Origin of the sequence: Streptomyces sp. 8N706 (assembly GCF_052245415.1) — a bacterium.
GTDB lineage: Bacteria > Actinomycetota > Actinomycetes > Streptomycetales > Streptomycetaceae > Streptomyces.
The window spans coordinates 28,674-45,535 of sequence record NZ_JBQQBW010000024.1 but is presented as its reverse complement, the minus strand read 5'-3'; the positions used below and the strand labels follow the sequence as shown (position 1 = coordinate 45,535).

Here is a 16,862-nt window from a genome sequence, read left to right as displayed (position 1 = left end):
TCGGCCCCGGAGCCAGGCACAGCCGTACGGACCCGGCCTCAAGCGCGGCCGTGGGCCTTTTGGGTGCGGCGCGACAGGGAGTCGATGACCACCGCGGCGAGCAGTACACCGCCGGTGATCATGAACTGTACGGCTGCCTGGATGCCCAGAAGCGCCATCCCGGAGGCGATCGACTGGATGACCAGCATGCCGAGCAGCGCCGACCACGTCGTGCCGTGGCCGCCGAAGAGGCTCGTGCCGCCGATGACGGCGGCGGCGATGGCGTTCATCAGCAGGATGCCCGATCCGGAGGTCTGGCTCGCCGAGGTGATCCGCGAGGCGAGAAACAGGCCGCCGACCGCGGCCATCGTCCCGGACACCATGAACACCGAGATCCGCACCCATACGACGTTGATGCCGGAGCGGCGGGCCGCCTCGACGCCGCCGCCGAGGGCGTAGACCTTGCGTCCGTACGACGTACGGCGGAGCACGAAGTCCAGCGCGGCGATGACGACCAGGAAGATCAGCAGGGCGAGCGGCAGCCCCTGGAACTGGTTGAGCACATGCGCGGCGGCGAACGCGATGACCGCCAGCACGCCCGTGCGTACCGCGATCTCCTTGGGTGTCCGGGACGGCATCCCGATGGCCTTGCGGCGCCGCCGGTCCTGGTAGGCGTTGAGGAAGTAGACCGCCGCGCCGAGTGCCGCGACGCCGTAGGCGAGAGCGACGTCGTTGAAGTAGTAGCTGGTCAGCGTGGCGACCAGCCCTTCGTCGTCCAGGTTGATGGTGCCGCTGGTGCCCAAGACGTAGAGCATCAGCCCGTTCCAGGCGAGCAGCCCCGCGAGGGTCACGACGAACGCGGGGACGCCGACCTTGGCGAAGAAGAATCCATGGATGACCCCGATGGCCGCGCCGCAGAGGACCGCGACGACGAGGGCCAGCCATTCCGGCATGCCGTGCTGCACGTTCAGTACGGCGAACAGGGCCGCCGCGAGGCCGCTGACCGATCCCACCGACAGGTCGAGCTCGCCGATCAGCAGTACGAAGACGATGCCGACCGCGATCAGACCGGTGCCCACGATGTCCACGCTGAGATTGGACAGATTGCGCGCCGAGAGGAAGTTGCTGTTCAGGCTCTGGAAGATGATCCAGATGCTGACGAGGCCCAGGACGACGCTGACCGAGCCGAGTTCCCCGCTGACGAGCCTGTGCTCGTACGCGTCGATCCAGTCCTTGAGGACCTGTCGGGGCCTGCTCACAGCTGTGTCTCCCCCGCACGCGGGGTGTGGCGCGCCACGGCGTCGCCCGTCGCTCCGGTGATGGAGGAGATGATCTGTTCCTGGGATGCGGTGTTCACGTCGAAGAAGCCGTTGTTACGGCCGAGGCGCAGCACCGCGACCTCGTCCGCGACGGCTTTGACGTCGCCCATGTTGTGGCTGATGAGGAGCACCCCGATTCCGCGGTCGCGCAGCTGGTCGATGAGGTCGAGCACCTGGGTCGTCTGCTGGACGCCCAGGGATGCGGTGGGCTCGTCCAGAAGGACGACCTTGGGGCCGCCGAGGAGGGAGCGGGAGATCGCGACCGTCTGGCGCTGCCCGCCGGACAGGGCTGCGACGGGGGCGCGGAGATCGGGGATGTGGATGGACAGGGTGTGCAGCAGTTCGCGGGTGCGGCGTTCCATCTCCACCTCGTCGAGGACGCCGACCTTGTGGATCTCGCGGCCGAGGAAGAGGTTCCCCACGACGTCGAGGTTGTCGCACAGCGCGAGGTCCTGGTAGACGGTGGCGATGCCCAGGGCATGGGCGTCGTGGGGGCGCTTGATCTGCACGGGCCGGCCCTCCCACTCGACGACACCCCTGTCGGCGGGAGCGACGCCCGCGATCACCTTCACGAGAGTGGACTTGCCGGCGCCGTTGTCCCCCACCAGGGCGACGACCTCACCGGCGTGGAGGTCCAGCTCGACGTCCGTGAGCGCTTGGACGGCACCGAAGTGCTTGGATACGCCGCGCAACGACAGCAGGGGCAGGGATGACACGGAAACCATCTCCTTCTCTGCCCGATTACGTAACGAGTCCGGCCCTCTCGCAAGCCGACAGATACTTCGGAGTGCAAATCTGATCGATCGTGTACATGCCGTCCTTGACGACGGTCTCCTTGATGTTGTCGACGGTCAGCTCGACGGGCCGGAGCAGCACGGCCGGGACATCCCTGGCGGAGGAGGTGTCGATGCTCTGTTCGGTGACGGCGTCGAGCGGTTCGCCGCGCCCGAGCGCGACCGCCATCGCGGCGGCGGCCTCCGCCTGAGGCTTGAACGGCTTGTACACGCTCATGGACTGCTCGCCCTCGACGATGCGCTGTACGCCGTTGAGTTCGGCGTCCTGACCGGTGATCGGAGGAAGCGGCTTGACATTGCCGGCCTTGAGGGAGGAGACGATGCCCGAGGCGAGCGCGTCGTTGGCCGAGTAGACGCCGTCGATGCTGTCGGCACCGAGGGCGGAGATGGCGCCGGACATGTTGATGTGGGCGTTCTCCGGGCTCCACCGAGGGGTGTCGTACTCCTTGCCGATCTTCACCTTGCCCTTGAGGCGGGACAGTGCGCCCTCCCTGAACCAGGCCGCGTTGGGGTCGGTCGGGTCGCCGTTCATCATGACGATCCGCCCACCGTCCGCCTTGTCGCCCATGGCTTCGAGGAGGGCGTTCGCCTGGAGCTCGCCGACGCGGTCGCCGTCGAAGGAGACATAGGCCGAGACCGGGCCCTCGGCCAGGCGGTCGTAGGAGACCACCGCGATGTCCGCGGCGTCCGCCTGCTTCACCGACGAGCGGAGCGCCTTGTAGTCCACGGGGTCGAGGATCATCACATCGACCTTCTTGGTGATCATGGTGTCCACCTGCTGCTGCTGGGCGGCCACGTCCCCCTGGGCGTTGGCGTATTCCAGCTTGCACTCGCGGCACAGCTCCCTGATCTTCTGCTCGATCAGGGGCCTGTCGAACGCCTCCCAGCGCGCCGTGTGGCTGTCGGGCAGCAGCAGGCCGATCGTCACCCCGTCCTTCGTCCCGCCGGGGGTGCTTCCGTCCGAGCCGGACGAGCCGCCGGACTCGGCGGCCTTTCCGCAGGACAGGAGGGTGAGAGCCAGGGATACGGCGGCCACGACCAGGGCCGCGCCGGGAGATCGGGGCTTCACGGGCGAGCACCTTCTCACTGTTCGCCGGGAGACTGGTTCCCGGGCGCCTGATTCCCGGGCGCCTGATTCCCGGGCGCCTGATCCCCGGGAGACTGATCACCGTGAGACTGATCGCGGGGCGGCTGGTCAACGGGCACCCGCTCACCGGGAGACTGATCACCTGGTGGTTGACCACCCGGGGACGGCGTGTCCGGACGGAGGCCCCCTCGGGACCGCGCCCGCCCGCTCCCCGTCCCGGCGGCGTCCGTGCGGCGCGGCTCACCCGGTGGCACCGCGATCTCGCTCCACACCTGCTTGCCGCCGCTGACCGGCACCGATCCCCAGGTAGACGACATCGCCTCGACGAGGAGGATGCCCCGCCCGCCGGTCGACTCCCAGTCCACGATCACCGGCTTGGCGGGCGCACGCGGCGAGGAGTCGGTGACGGCCACCCGTAGCCGGTCCACCCCCAGCGTCAGGTCGAGGCGCACTGCTCCCTGGGTGTGGATCAGGGCGTTGGTGACCAGCTCGGAGACGACGAGCAGGGCCACGTCCGCCGCCTCCTCCAGGCCCCAGGTACGCAGCTTGCGCCCGGTGAAACGGCGGGCGTGCACCACGGCGTCGGGCAGCCGCCACACCGTCCAGCCGGCACGTATCGGCCGGAACTCCATCCCGTCGTAGCGCAGGAGCAGCAGCGCCACGTCGTCGTCGCGACGGTTGGCGTCGACGAGCAGTTCATCGGCCGCCCGTCCCGCGTCGGACGGGTCGGTGGCGGCGAGCGCCTCGCACATACGGTGCATGCCGTCGTCCAGGTCGAGACGCGAGGACTCCACCATGCCGTCCGTCAGCAGGGCGAGGAGGGTTCCGGGGACCAGACCGACCGTGGTGATGGCGAAATCGGCGTCCTCGATCACCCCGAGCGGGGGCCCGCCCTCGGCGTTCACCTCCTGGGCGCTGCCGTCGGGATGGCGCAGCAGCGGCGGGATGTGCCCGGCCCGGACGATCCAGGCCTCGCCTTCCTCCATGTCCAGCTCGACGTAGCAGCAGGTGGCGAACAGGTCGGTCTCCATGCCGACGAGCAGGCGGTTGGTATGGGAGACGACCACGTCGGGCGGGTGGCCCTCGACGGCGTACGCCCTGATCGCCGTCCGCATCTGGCCCATGATCGTGGCGGCCCCGGCGCTGTGCCCCTGCACGTCCCCGATGACCAGAGCGACGCGGCCGTCGGAGAGCGGTATGACGTCGTACCAGTCGCCGCCCACGTCGAGGCCCACCATGGCGGGCAGATAACGGGCTACGGCCACCCCTCCGGCGAGCTCGGGAAGTCGGCGCGGCAGCAGGCTGCGCTGGAGCATCGTGGCGAGCTCGTGCTCGGCGTCCAGCGCATGGGCCCGCTTGAGGGCCTGGCCGACCAGGCCCGCGGTCGCGGTCAGCAGGGACCGCTCCTCGGGGCCGAACTCGTGCGGCTCGTCCCAGCCCACCAGACACGCGCCGACCACCCGCCCGTCGGCCGGGAGCGGCAGGACGGCGAGACCGCCGGGACCGACGCCCGCGAGGCCCGGTTCGAGCGCGGTGCCCGCGGGCCACAGGCTGGCCCGGCCCTCGCGCAGCGCGGCCTCCAGCGTGGGCAAAGCGCGGGTCGGTGCGTCGGGCCACTCCGAACGCCATTCGGACCGCCAGACCTCCGGCCAGACGCCGGGCTCCGGCGGGTCCAGAAGCGTGACCACGAGCCGGTCGCCCACGAGCTCGGCGAGCGCCACCCGGTCGGCTCCGAGCGGATTGCGCAGGGCGGCGACCACCACCCGGCTCACCTCCCGGACGGTCACCGCATTCGCCAGCGTGACGGACAGCCGCTGCACCCGGGAGACCTCGTCGGCGCCGGGCCGCAGATACGAGGCGTCGGCCACCACGCCCAGCACGCGCTCCGGTCTGCCCGCGGTGTCGGACAGAATCCGGCAGCGCAGCCGCAGCCAGCGCAGCTCGCCACTGGGCCGGCGGATGCGGAACTCCAGTTCGCGGCCGCCGGTGGTCATCTGGCCCGGCTCGACGATGGACATGAGCGCGGGCAGGTCGTCCGGGACGGTGTGGGCCAGCAGCGTCTCCACCTGGCCGTCGTACTCCTCCGGGTCGATGTCGACCAGTTCGAGCACGCACGCGTCCGCGTGGATCCGGCCGGTCCTCAGTACGAGGGTGAACGAGCCGACGTGGAGACCGTCCAGGACCGGGCCCGGCAGCGCGCAGGCATCGGTCCGGGCGAGGGACCGGACGGCACTCGGCTCACCGCCCGCTTCGAGCCGCGCGGCGACCTGGTCGGCGTACAGCTCCAGAAGGTTGCGCCGCTCGGCGTCGAAGCCCTCGCCGCTCTCGTCCACGACGAGCAGGCAACCCAGACCCCGGGCCTTCACACCGAGCGGCAGCGCACCCAGGGAGATGCCGGCCGGGAACGTCCCTGGACCGCCGCTCTCGCGGTAGTCGGCGAGCTCCGCGGAGTCCAGCCACAGGGGCCGGCCCGCCCGGAAGGCGTCGGCGGCAGGGGACCGCCCGGACAAGGCGTACCGCGACGAGAGGCCGTACCGGGCCCAGGGGCTCCCGACGCTCCCGACCAGCCGCACCTCCCCGCCCTCGTCCCCTTCGCCGAGCACATAGACGGCGGCCACCGCGGCCCCGGCGAACACCGGGACCTGCTCCGGCACGGCCTGCTCCGCCTCCCTGGGCCGCAGACTGTCGGCACGGTGCGCCCCGGCTGCCGGGTCGGCCCGTGGCCTCGGCAGTCCGACCCCGGCGCCGCCTTCGCTGGACATCGCGTCATCCACCTGCCATCCATACTGTGCGCCGCGGCGGGAGGAGGCTAGTCAGGGGCCTCTTCGATCATTCCCCGCTCCGGCCCCGACGGGTCCCCGGGACCCACACCCGCCACCTGTCGGAAGCCGTCGCCGGGCGGCGCGGGGGCAGAGAGGCCCGGTGCGTCGGGGGGCTCATCCGCGTACGGAAGCCCGCGCGGCAGCAATCGTGGCAAGGCCTGGAGGGGCCGCGGTGTCCCCATGCCACGCAACAGGTGAAGGCCGGGGCGTAGGCTCACCCCAGTCCCTGGCAGCAGGCACCCGGTGGTGGAGCGCCACTCCTCAGGAGACGAGCGATGTCCGAGCAGCACCCCTCAGCGCCCGGTCCCCCGCTGGTTTCCATGCCGGCACTCGCCCCTGCCGCGCTGCGGGCGGCGGTCGCGCAGATCGCGCCGGCGCACCTGCCCACCTCGGTCGAACATATGCGCTGCGGCCCACCGAGTCATACGGGAAGGTGCTGGTCACAGCCGGTTGTGGAGGCTGCGACCAGCACCTGCCCTCAGTCCCCTACCGGGTCGGGTCCGGGTAGAAGTCGCGGGGCCGGCCCTTGGCGTCCTTCAGGCGGCCGAGCAGGCTCGTCGGATACTCGATGAGCCAGTAGCTCGCCACCGCGACCGGCACCGCCACCAGCAGCACGATCAACGCCCCCAGGGGGAAGCCCGACTGGGCGGAGGGGAGCAGTCCCGCTCCCGCGAGTTCGAGCAGGATCGGCTCGTGCCAGATGAAGAGGCTGTAGCTGATGAGCCCGACGCCGGTGAGCCAGCGGGCGCGCAACGCCTCATGCCAACGACCCTGCCGGCGGACGTGGACCGTGCTGAACAGCAGCAGCGCCCACAGCACGGCGGACGCCGGGTGGAAGAAGGTCGTCGCCGCGCTCTCGGGGTGGGTGGTGAGCAGCGACAGGACATAGAGGCCCGCCAGCGCGGCCACCCGGAGCGCTGTCGCCGACCAGGCGCGCAGACGGCCCCGCCGGCCCAGGGCGACCGTCAGGACGGCCAGCCCCATGCCTGCCGCGAACCCGCCGAAGCGGGCCTGCGGACCGAAGTAGACCGGCCAGTCGGTGTGCGGCACCTCGAACCCGTAGTGTGCTGTGGCGATCCACACGAGCGGCGCGGCGTACAGCACCAGGCAGCCGCCGGCGCATACGGCCACCCGCGCCCTCCGCGTACGGATCGACCGGCAGGCGCGTGCCGCCAGGGGCCCGAGCGTCACCAGCAGGACGTAGAACAGCACCTCCAGCGACAAGGACCAGGTCGGGCCGATGGTGTAGAAGATCTGCTGCTTGTCGAAGACATGCGTGAACGTCAGATGCTCGACCAGATCGAGCCAGTTGCCCGGCAGTGTCGGATTGCGGACCGACCAGACGACGAGGACCGCGAAGAAGTAGAGCGGCACGATCCGGATCGCCCGCCGGAACAGGAACGTCCCGGCCGTCCGGGTCCGCCCCCCGTCGATGGCCGCGCGTGCGTACGTCAGCGTCAGCAGGTACGCGGACATCACAAAGAAGAAGTCGATCACTTCGAGGGAGATCAGCGCTCCCAGGAAGGGATTGTCCACGGGCGGGTGGGAGCCGTCGGCGTCGTACCGGAAGTACTGCTGCCAGACGTGGAAGACCACCGTGCTGAGCGCGGCGAGACCTCGGAAGCCCTCGACCTCACGGGCCCGGCTGCCGGGCGGGGACCCCTCCGGCGGATGCTGCGGACGGGCATCGGCGGCCGGCCCGGCCGACTCAGCGGCCGGTACGGCGGCGGTGACGGCCGGTACGACGGCGCCGGGCGCCCCGGGGGCAGCCACGCCGGGCCGCCCGGATCCGTCAGTGGCCTGCACAGCTGCGCCGGGGGGCCCAGCGGGACTGCCGGCCGCCGGGCCCACGGGTGCGGCTCCCGGGTCCGCGGATGCGGCTCCCGGGTCCGCGGATGCGGCCGCCCGGTCCGCGGATGCGGCCGTCGGCGCACGGCCGGAGGACGGGAGGCTCACGGTCCGTTCACCGCCTTCGCTGCCGCCGCGCGGGGAGTGACCCGCCATTGCCGGTCGCCCAGCGCCTCCTTCAGGCACGCGTGCCGCGCCAGCATGTTCTTGAAGTGGGTGTAGAAGAAGGTCGTCACCAGCAGATAGCGCCAGAACCAGCCACGGCGACGGCGCAGTTCCGGTACGGCCAGCCGCCAGGCGAACGCCGCCTGTACCACCCCGGCCGACAGCGTGAACAGCATGGCCAGCAGGCAGACCGGAACCGTCCAGTCGAGCTCGTCGACCCCGCCCGCCTTCCATGCCGAGTACAGCAGGATGGGCAGGATCTGCAGCGACAGCCACGGCTGCACCTCCCGCCAGCCGAGCAGCACGAACAGTCCGGCCTTCTGGCGGAGCGTGAAGGCCGGGGAGCGCAGGGCGCGCCACAGGTGCTTGAGGGAGACCTGGAGCCAGCCCTGTGCCCAGCGCGACCTCTGGTTCCACAGCGACTTCAGTGTGGTGGGCGCGAGTTCGCGGGAAATGAGCGTGCGGTCCACGGTGATCCGGGCGCCTTCGCTCAGCGCGCGCAGGGTGGAGTCGATGTCCTCGGTCAGCATGGACCCGTGCATCCGGGTACGGGCCAGCAGATCGGTGCGCCAGAAGCCGTTCGAGCCGCCGAACACACCGAAGCCGTACAGCCGGGTCCTGCCCGGGTGGGAGACGGCGTAGATCGTCTCGAACTCGACCCCCACCAGCTTGGAGACCCAGGAGCTGTCGCCGTTGCGGATGACGCAGTGGCCCTGGACGACGTCATAGCCGTTCGAGAGCCAGTGCCAGGCGTGCTGGAAGGCGTTCGGCGCCGGGTGGTGGTCGGCGTCGAAGATACCGACGACCTCGCCGTGCACCCGGGTGACCGCGGCGTTGATGTTCTGCGCCTTGGAGGTGCTGCCCTCCACCGGGAGCAGTACCAGACGCGGGTCACGCCGTGCGATCTCGCGGAGCGTGTCCTCCACGGGCAGCGGGTGCGGTGTGTTGTACGCGAGGACGATCTCCAGGTCGTTCGGGTAGTCCAGGCGCAGGAACGACTCGACCGTCTCGACGATGGTCGCGGCCTCGTTCGGCAGATACGCGGCGATGACCGCGCTGGCGGGTGGATACGGCTGGGAGGGCCGCTCGGGCCGCGGCACCGAGTCGAGCGCGAACAGGCACTCCAGGACGATCAGACCCGCGGACACCAGGAGCCCGGCCACCACCACCCAGTACATGGCCGAACCGACGTCCCAGCCCAGCTCGTACGCCTGCTGGTACAGCGTGAACGGCACGCCCACACCGAACAGCAGCACGACGACCGGGGAGAGTGCCGCCAGCAGGGCGCGGACCGAGGCGCCGAGGGCATGGCGCCGGCGCGGTGTGCCGCGCATCCACGGCGCGTACATCACCGGGCGCAGATCACGGTGTTCCAGTGCCTCGGCGGCCGCGTCCCGGGCCTTTTCGACGGCCTGCTGGTGACCGTCGCACTCGGCCAGCGGTGCCCAGCCGATCGCCGGGGTCAGCCGGACGTTCTCGTCGGCGACGACGAACCGGGTGCCGGCCACCGTATGCGCGAACTTCTCGAGGCTGCGGCGTGCCGCGTCCTCGTCGACGCCCGGCATCAGCATGAGCAGATGGCCGTCGTCGTCCCATCCGAGCCGGTCGCAGGCGCTGCCCAGCCGCTCGGTCACGCCGGCCAGCCGCTCGGCGACCTCACGGCGTACGCGCGGCCCCAGCCGGGACTCCAGCGCGCCCATCTCGGCCACGCTGACCACAGCCATGATGCCGCCGCGCCGTACCTCGGGACGCTGGAACTCCCGGTCGAGTTCGTCCAGGAAGTGCTGATGGGAGTACAGGCCGGTGCGCGGGTCGAGGATCAGATTCTCGACGGGCACCGGAACGCGGCGCAGCTTGGCCTCTATTCGGGCCGACAGCTCGTCGGGTGACGAGGTGTCCGGTAAGCAGTCGTCCGCCCCGTGCCGCAGCAGGTCCGCGACATCGGCCGACCGGTGGTCGGCCGTGACCATGAGCAGCGGCAGCGCCCGGCCCGCGGGCACGGCGCGGATCTCCCGGATGGTGTCGAGACCGTCCCGCCCTTCGTCGAGGGCGACGATCGCGTCCGGCGGGGCCTGCCGGCCGTGCAGGTTCACCTGCCCCGGCACGGCATGGCTCACCTCGTGCCCGGTCGACAGCAGGGTCTGTGTCAGCTGGTCGAGCCTCGGTCCGGGCGTACCGACCGTCAGCACACGCCCGCCGGTGGGGAGCGTCTCGTGCCGAGGGCCGGGCGGATCAAGGGTCGCGTGCGGTGCGCTCGAGTGGTGCGTAGTGAGCACCTGGGAGTTTCCTTCCTTACGAGAGGGGGCTCATCCGGGTCTCCGGCACCACGGAACGGCGGCGCATACCGAGGTCTCCTGCCCGGGACTGGGATTGCCAGAAGGCCGGGCGGCATCGGCGAACGCCGGTTCCCCGGGGCCCGCAGAAGCGCAGCTGCGGCTGCGGGAATGAGCCGGATGTGCGACAGGCCTAGGGTCTGGTGAGGCCGGATCTTCGGCGGGGCCTGACGCCTGTCGGCGTAGGGCGTGTTTCGAAAGTAGCGCCGTCCGCCCGAAGGGCGGGGGTCGCGGCGGCTGGTGCGTGCGATCGCAAGGCGGAGGGTCGTCCTCGTACTGGGCGTACTCGGACGAGCCCGACAACGCAGCGAGCGTGCGTGCCAGGCGTCGCGGGCCTGGGGGCGCCTCCCGGACGGAGTCTGGGGGAGGGACTTTCGAAACCCGCCCTACGGGGTGTGGTGGGGCACCTGGGGCGGGAGCGGGAGAACCGGGCGGGCCCGGTGGACCCGAGGGACCGGGTGGGCCGGGGGCGGGGACGCCTCGCGCCGGCATGCCCGGCGCCCGGCCATGGGCTCCGGGCCGTGCTTCCGGGGACACGCCCCTCGGGGCACTCGGTCAATGCTCCGAAAAGCCTCGGTGCATTCGCGGCGATGAACTCGGGGCAAAGTACATCTTTGCCCCCCTCGGTGCCCGGGACAGGCCCGTGCTGACACATCGTCAGCACAACAGGTCCGTACATCCGGACGCAGGGCGGTAGACCAGTGAGGCGGGGCCCATCCGCGACCCCCCGGGCACGGGGGGTGATGACCGCATCGGTCAGGGGCAGCTCAGGAGGGCAACCGGTGGCGCCATCGCACGCCCCGCACGGTGCGCACCGTGCGGAGAACTCTCCCGGAGAGGTACCTGAGCACGATAAGGAGCTGCGGCGCCCATCGGAGCGGCCGACGAACGGGGTGTACAGGGACTGCCCTTCCGCCAACGGCCCGACCGTGTCCGGGCGCGCGGCGATGAGCCCCCGGAACGCCTGAGCGCGTTCCGGCAGATTCTGCATAGATGTGGTCCCATCCTGGTCGGATCGTGGGGGAGGACCGATATTCCATGAGCGAGGGTGACTGACCCCTTTCGGTATCGACAATGACGGTCAGCACCATAAGCCTCATTGGTCACTGTGACACCAGACCCAATGGCTCGTAACGCGTTCGTTAAGCCTGGTACCGGCACACCGCGAACGTCCCGGAGCCGTCGGGCGATCCGGGGCGTTTCATCACCTGATGCAGAGTCAAGACTGCGGCAGCTCAGGGACGGTGGGCGTTGCTGGAGCGGCCCCCAAGACCTTCCCTGCACCTCGCGACGAGCGGCCGTCAGCTCTCGTCGTAGTCCGGGGTGGCCGGTGCGAGGGGTGCGCCCGGGATGAGGCTCGTGTCGATCGCACCCGGATCCCAGTGCGTGTTGCCCGGCACATGGCAGTGCCCGAAGTGGCCGCCTTTCCCCTGCCATGTGGGGCGGGGCCGGGGCATCGGTGATGTCGCACTCGGCACGGGCTTTCCGGCAGGCCAGACATCCGGGATGCCATGCGCCCGCATCGCCGTGAGAAGGCTGCGGAAGGTCGGCTTCGTCGCCGGGTCGAAGCTCTGTGTGAAGGGCCGGGCGGCGCGGCCGAGCACCTCCACCTGGATGCACACACGGCCTTCGCGGTTGGTACGGCGTGAGCCGTCGTTCCTCAGCGCCCGTGCGCTCCGGCTCATGGGCCCGAACTGGCCGAGCCTGTCCGTCACGGGGTCATAGATGACCTGCGGCTCCGACGCCACCTTCATCAGGAACGTGGCCACGGATGTGATGAAGTTCCCGCCTGCCGGGGATTCGGTGGTGTGCCAGACGGCGCGCGCCGGGTTCTCCGGGTGATCCATGGCCCCGCCGATCATCTGGTTCCCGAACCGGATCGCGCCGGGCACGTAATCGGGCCCCGTGACCTCGTCGGCGGAATCAGCGGCCCGCTCCGTCTCCGTGTCCGTCTCCAGCGCGGACTCGGCCCCGCCCTGACGGGCCGGACCTCCCCGAGGGGCGTCAGGAGCACCGAACGGGACGTATTCGGACGGAACGTACCAGTCGAGTTCCCCGTCGTCGCGGAGCACGAACAGGGTTCCGGGCTGCTCGGGGTGGTCACGGACGACCCTCGGGGCACCTTCGGGCTCGGCCAGGGCTCGTACGGCGTCGACATGACCCTGGTCGACGGTGCCGCAGTAGGTCACGGTCTGGTCCGGGTGGACGACCGCCGCGTGGAACGTGGTCATGGTCAGGTCCCAATCGATGCGGGGCGGAGGGGGGCGATCCGGTGATGGCCCGTAGCGGCTCCTGTAGTCGTGACCTCTGCCGTCCGGCGTCAATCAGGATCACGCGGGAGGTCGCCTGTATGGGCGATCAGTCCGGAGCGGCTGCGGCCGGACGCGTCGACACGCGGCCTGCCCGGCGCGGCCGCCCGCCTCACCGGGGCACGGGTTCGGACGCACGGTCGCCGCCCTCCGCGCGACCGTCCCTCGTCATGCCCGGCATGCCCACGCTCAGCCCCGGCGGGCGTGATGCGCGCCACACGCCCGCCCCGCCCGTAACCGGCTCGCGGGACGGGATGGGGCGAATATCACCATGCAAGAGGGGATGGGGCCGATATCACCACGCAGGATAGGACCGATTGTCAGACTGTGCCCCTACTCTGGATGCCATGTCCGACTCCCCTGCCTCTGGTTCCCCCTGCCCGTCCGCATCCGAAGCGAACGCGGCGATCCGCGCGTTCCTCGCGGCCCGCTCGGGCCGTCCGCTGTGGCCGGACGAGCGGGAGGAGTACGAGCGTCTGCGGGCGGCGTGGACCGCGGCCGTCCGTCGCGAGGTGGAGAAGGCCGCCTGAGCCCGGCTCTCCCCTCCGCGCCACGCGGGAGAGTGGCGCAGTCGCCTTCGGACCACTCCGCGCTTCAGCTGGACCCTTAAGTGTTACAAGTGTCAACTGATGTGCGTGTAAGGCTAGTTCCGAAGCGTGACGCGGCGGCACCATACGGTTATGAAAGGTAACGCCAGATTCACGCCATCGGCTCCGCCCTTGCCCCCGCCGAAACGGCGGAACGTGGTGCTCCGGCTGTACGACGGCCCGTTGTACCGGGACTGGGCGTTCTGGATGACCGCGGGGTGGGGACTCCTGGCAGCAGTCTCCATCCCCACCGAGGGCCAACCGACCTCCCTGCCCGTATGGCTGGACACGCTGCTGGCCGTGATCTTCTTCGTCACCGCCTTCGGAATGCTCCCCACCTGGATCCGGCTGCTCATCAGACGATGGCAGTGGCGCAGGCGTCACCAGCCCTCGCATGCCCATGCCGCACCACCGGCCTCCGCCTCGCCCCCCAGCCGGCCGGTGCCTCGTGCCGCGCCACCGGCCGACACCACCACCAGGGCGGCGCCCAAGGCCGGCCCCGCCACGAGGGCGGCGCCGCCGGGTGGTGACGGGCGACTGGAGGGCGACCGGCCTCTGTCCGGATCGCAGGTGCTGGAGAGCGCGCGGAGTACGCTGCCCCATCCCGCGGCCCGCGCCGTCCGCGCGTTACAGCGGGCGGGCACTCCCAAGGAGCAGTACGAGGCACTGCTCGACGCCGCCGAGATCCTCACCATCACGATCGCCGTCACCGCGGCGGCGCTGATCCAGGGGTGGAGTGGCAACCGGGCCGACAGCCGTGGTCATCGGATGGGCGTGGGCCGGCGCAATGTGTCGGCGCTCCGGAGCGCCTACCTCGGGAGCGGAGCCATGTTCGGCACGTGGACGGCTTTCCTCGACAACCTCCGCCCACTCGCCGCGGACCACCCCCAGCTGGTCCCCGGGCTCCTGGCCGCTCTCGGTGACACGCCCGAGGATCCGGGCATGGCCGCGCACCTCACCGCCCTGCGGCAGGAGCGCAACCGGGCCGCTCACGGCAACAAGCCCCGGAACCAGCACGAGTCCGCCCTGCGCGTCACCGAGCGCGCGCATCACCTCGAAAAGGCCCTGGCCAAGGCACAGTTCCTCAAGGACGTGCCATGGCTGCAGACGGTGTCGTGCTCGTACCAGCCGAAGTCGCACACCTTCGCCGTGGTTGCGGATCATGCCATGGGCGACCATCCGGACTTCGAACGCCGGACGTTCACCTGGGCCGCGCCTGTCGCCGACGACATGTTCTACGTCCTGGGTCCGGAGGGCCCGGTTCCGCTGTCCCCCTTCGTGGCCGGCGGCTTCTGCCCGCAGTGCCGGCAGGTGGAAGTCTGCTACACCTACCGGGCCGGCAAGGAGCAGGGGCCCGCGACGCTGAAGAGCTTCGCGCAAGGACATGACATCTCCGCCCCCGGGCTGGGCGACGACATCCGCGCCCTGCCCGACCGCCGCCGTGATCCCGGCGCACAGTAGGCGGCGGCCCGGGCCCCGGGGGCAGATGGAGGGACGGGCCGGTTCCGCGGGGCGGTGCCTCCTAGACTGAACCAATGACCAGCCCCGAGAACCGTCCCGAGGCGAGCGACGCGTCGCGGGTCCTGCACCGCGTCTTCGGTTACGACACGTTCCGGGGAGGGCAGCAGGAGATCATCGAGCATGTGGCCGCCGGCGGCGACGCGCTCGTCCTCATGCCGACCGGCGGCGGCAAGTCGCTCTGCTACCAGATTCCCGCACTCGTACGGGACGGCGTCGGCGTGGTCGTATCGCCGCTCATCGCACTCATGCAGGACCAGGTCGACGCGCTGCGGGCGCTCGGTGTCCGGGCCGGGTTCCTGAACTCCACACAGGACTTCGAGGAGCGGCGCCTCGTCGAGGCCGAGTTCCTCGCCGGCGAGCTGGACCTCCTCTATCTGGCCCCCGAGCGGCTGCGGGTCGAGTCGACGCTGCGGCTCCTGGACCGGGGCACGATCTCACTGTTCGCCATCGACGAGGCACACTGCGTGGCCCAGTGGGGGCACGACTTCCGGCCCGACTACCTCGCCCTGTCGGCCCTGCACGAGCGCTGGCCCACCGTGCCGCGTATCGCCCTGACCGCGACCGCCACCGAGGCCACCCACGCCGAGATCGCGTCCCGGCTGAACCTCGAGGACGCCCGCCATTTCGTGGCGAGCTTCGACCGGCCGAACATCCAGTACCGCATCGCGCCGAAGAACGAGCCCAAGCGCCAGCTCCTGGAGCTGCTGCGCACCGAGCACGCGGGCGACGCGGGCATCGTCTACTGCCTGTCGCGGGCCTCCGTGGAGAAGACGGCCGCGTTCCTGGTGCAGAACGGGATCGAGGCACTCCCCTACCACGCGGGGCTCGACGCCCGTGTCCGCGCCGGCAACCAGGCCCGCTTCCTGCGCGAGGACGGTGTGGTCGTGGTCGCCACGATCGCGTTCGGGATGGGCATCGACAAGCCGGACGTACGGTTCGTCGCCCATCTCGATCTGCCCAAGTCGGTCGAGGGCTACTACCAGGAGACGGGCCGCGCCGGGCGCGACGGGCTGCCGTCCACCGCGTGGCTCGCGTACGGCCTCCAGGACGTCGTACAGCAGCGGAGAATGATCGACACCTCCGAGGGGGACGCGGCCCACCGCCGCCGTCTCGGTGCCCATGTCGACGCCATGCTGGCGCTCTGCGAGACCGTCGACTGCCGGCGCGTCCAACTGCTCGCCTACTTCGGGGAGAAGAGCACCGCGTGCGGCAACTGCGACACCTGTCTGTCGCCACCGGCCTCCTGGGACGGCACGGTCCCCGCCCAGAAGGTTCTGTCGACCGTGGTCCGGCTCGACCGCGAGCGGCGTCAGAAGTTCGGCGCGGGTCAGATCATCGACATCCTGCTCGGCAAGAAGACGGCCAAGGTCATCCAGCACGACCACGACTCCCTGAAGGTGTTCGGCATCGGCACCGAACTGAGCGCAACGGAGTGGCGCGGTGTGGTGCGCCAACTGCTCGCCCAGGGGCTCATCGCCGTCGAGGGCGACTACAGCACGCTGGTGCTCACCGACGCGAGCGCCGAGGTGCTGAGCGGCCGGCGCGAGGTGCTGCTGCGCCGTGAGCCCGAGCGCGCCGCGCGTGCCGCGAAGGCGGCCAGGACCGCCTCCCGTCGCACTGCGGCCGTCGATCTTCCCTCGGAGGCCGTGCCGGCGTTCGAACAGCTCCGCGCCTGGCGCGGGGCCACCGCGAAGGAACAAGGCGTACCGGCTTACGTCATCTTCCACGACGCGACGCTGCGCGAGATCGCGACGGTGGCCCCCTCGACCCTGGAGGAGCTCGCGGCGGTCAGCGGTGTCGGCGACAGCAAGCTGGCCAAGTACGGGCAGCCGATCCTGGAAACCCTCGCGGCCCGGCCGGAGGAGGCCGGGCCGGGCGCGGAACCAGGTTTCCCGGCACAGGAACCCGCCCCGACCGACGAGCCGGGCCTCCCGGCGGACACCGGCACGGCGGAGACCGACACGGCAGAACTCGGCATGGCAGAGCCCGGCACGGCAGCGCCCGTCGATCGCTGACGGGCCGTCGGCCGGCGCGGTGACTCCCGGCCCCCGGTCCCGGCGGACGGGCCCTGCATTCCCGTCAGTGGCTTCGGCAGGTC

10 protein-coding genes are annotated in these 16,862 nt (G+C 70.9%); 3 read left to right on the top strand and 7 right to left on the bottom strand.

Features of this window, described 5'->3' with window-relative positions:
* Positions 1-38: 38 nt before the first annotated feature.
* The 7 genes from ACTWQE_RS11990 to ACTWQE_RS11960 all read right to left on the bottom strand — a co-directional run bounded on the left by ACTWQE_RS11990 (position 39) and on the right by ACTWQE_RS11960 (position 12,578).
* Positions 39-1,238: a sugar ABC transporter permease gene (locus tag ACTWQE_RS11990; RefSeq protein ID WP_443328875.1), complete on the bottom strand. Its 1,200-nt coding sequence runs from the start codon at positions 1,236-1,238 to the stop codon at positions 39-41.
* The gene (locus ACTWQE_RS11985) at positions 1,235-2,023 is read right to left on the bottom strand and encodes an ATP-binding cassette domain-containing protein (RefSeq protein WP_443328874.1); all 789 of its coding nucleotides are present in this window, start codon (positions 2,021-2,023) and stop codon (positions 1,235-1,237) included. The genes ACTWQE_RS11990 and ACTWQE_RS11985 overlap by 4 nt, the downstream gene beginning before the upstream one ends.
* Before the next feature lie 16 nt (positions 2,024-2,039).
* A complete protein-coding gene (locus ACTWQE_RS11980) occupies positions 2,040-3,161 on the bottom strand; it encodes a sugar ABC transporter substrate-binding protein (protein ID WP_443328873.1) in 1,122 nt (373 codons plus the stop codon).
* A 14-nt stretch (positions 3,162-3,175) separates the two neighbouring features.
* Positions 3,176-5,941 carry a SpoIIE family protein phosphatase gene (locus ACTWQE_RS11975; protein ID WP_443328872.1) on the bottom strand — a complete coding sequence of 922 codons (2,766 nt, stop codon included), beginning with the start codon at positions 5,939-5,941 and terminating at the stop codon, positions 3,176-3,178.
* Positions 5,942-6,487: 546 nt separating this feature from the next.
* Positions 6,488-7,774 carry an acyltransferase family protein gene (locus ACTWQE_RS11970; RefSeq protein WP_443328871.1) on the bottom strand — a complete coding sequence of 429 codons (1,287 nt, stop codon included), beginning with the start codon at positions 7,772-7,774 and terminating at the stop codon, positions 6,488-6,490.
* Positions 7,775-7,953: 179 nt separating this feature from the next.
* Positions 7,954-10,290 carry a glycosyltransferase gene (locus ACTWQE_RS11965; protein ID WP_443328870.1) on the bottom strand — a complete coding sequence of 779 codons (2,337 nt, stop codon included), beginning with the start codon at positions 10,288-10,290 and terminating at the stop codon, positions 7,954-7,956.
* Positions 10,291-11,648: 1,358 nt separating this feature from the next.
* Positions 11,649-12,578 carry a hypothetical protein gene (locus ACTWQE_RS11960; RefSeq protein WP_443328869.1) on the bottom strand — a complete coding sequence of 310 codons (930 nt, stop codon included), beginning with the start codon at positions 12,576-12,578 and terminating at the stop codon, positions 11,649-11,651.
* Positions 12,579-13,003: 425 nt separating this feature from the next.
* Here ACTWQE_RS11960 and ACTWQE_RS11955 point away from each other — a divergent pair, with 425 nt between their 5' ends.
* From ACTWQE_RS11955 to recQ, 3 genes are all read left to right on the top strand, one after another.
* Entirely contained in the window at positions 13,004-13,186 is a 183-nt protein-coding gene (locus ACTWQE_RS11955; RefSeq protein WP_443328868.1) for a hypothetical protein, read from the top strand.
* Between the two features lie 189 nt (positions 13,187-13,375).
* A complete protein-coding gene (locus ACTWQE_RS11950) occupies positions 13,376-14,704 on the top strand; it encodes a hypothetical protein (protein ID WP_443328867.1) in 1,329 nt (442 codons plus the stop codon).
* 74 nt (positions 14,705-14,778) lie between these two features.
* Complete coding sequence (gene recQ, locus ACTWQE_RS11945; protein WP_443328866.1) at positions 14,779-16,779, top strand: DNA helicase RecQ; 2,001 nt, start codon at positions 14,779-14,781, stop codon at positions 16,777-16,779.
* The last annotated feature ends 83 nt before the right edge of the window (positions 16,780-16,862 follow it).

Coding starts and splice junctions, on each gene's coding strand:
- ACTWQE_RS11985 (WP_443328874.1), bottom strand. CDS start 2,023: ATGGTTTCCGTGTCATCCCTGCCCCTGCTGTCGTTGCGCGGCGTATCC.
- ACTWQE_RS11975 (WP_443328872.1), bottom strand. CDS start 5,941: ATGTCCAGCGAAGGCGGCGCCGGGGTCGGACTGCCGAGGCCACGGGCC.
- ACTWQE_RS11960 (WP_443328869.1), bottom strand. CDS start 12,578: ATGACCACGTTCCACGCGGCGGTCGTCCACCCGGACCAGACCGTGACC.
- ACTWQE_RS11955 (WP_443328868.1), top strand. CDS start 13,004: ATGTCCGACTCCCCTGCCTCTGGTTCCCCCTGCCCGTCCGCATCCGAA.
- recQ (WP_443328866.1), top strand. CDS start 14,779: ATGACCAGCCCCGAGAACCGTCCCGAGGCGAGCGACGCGTCGCGGGTC.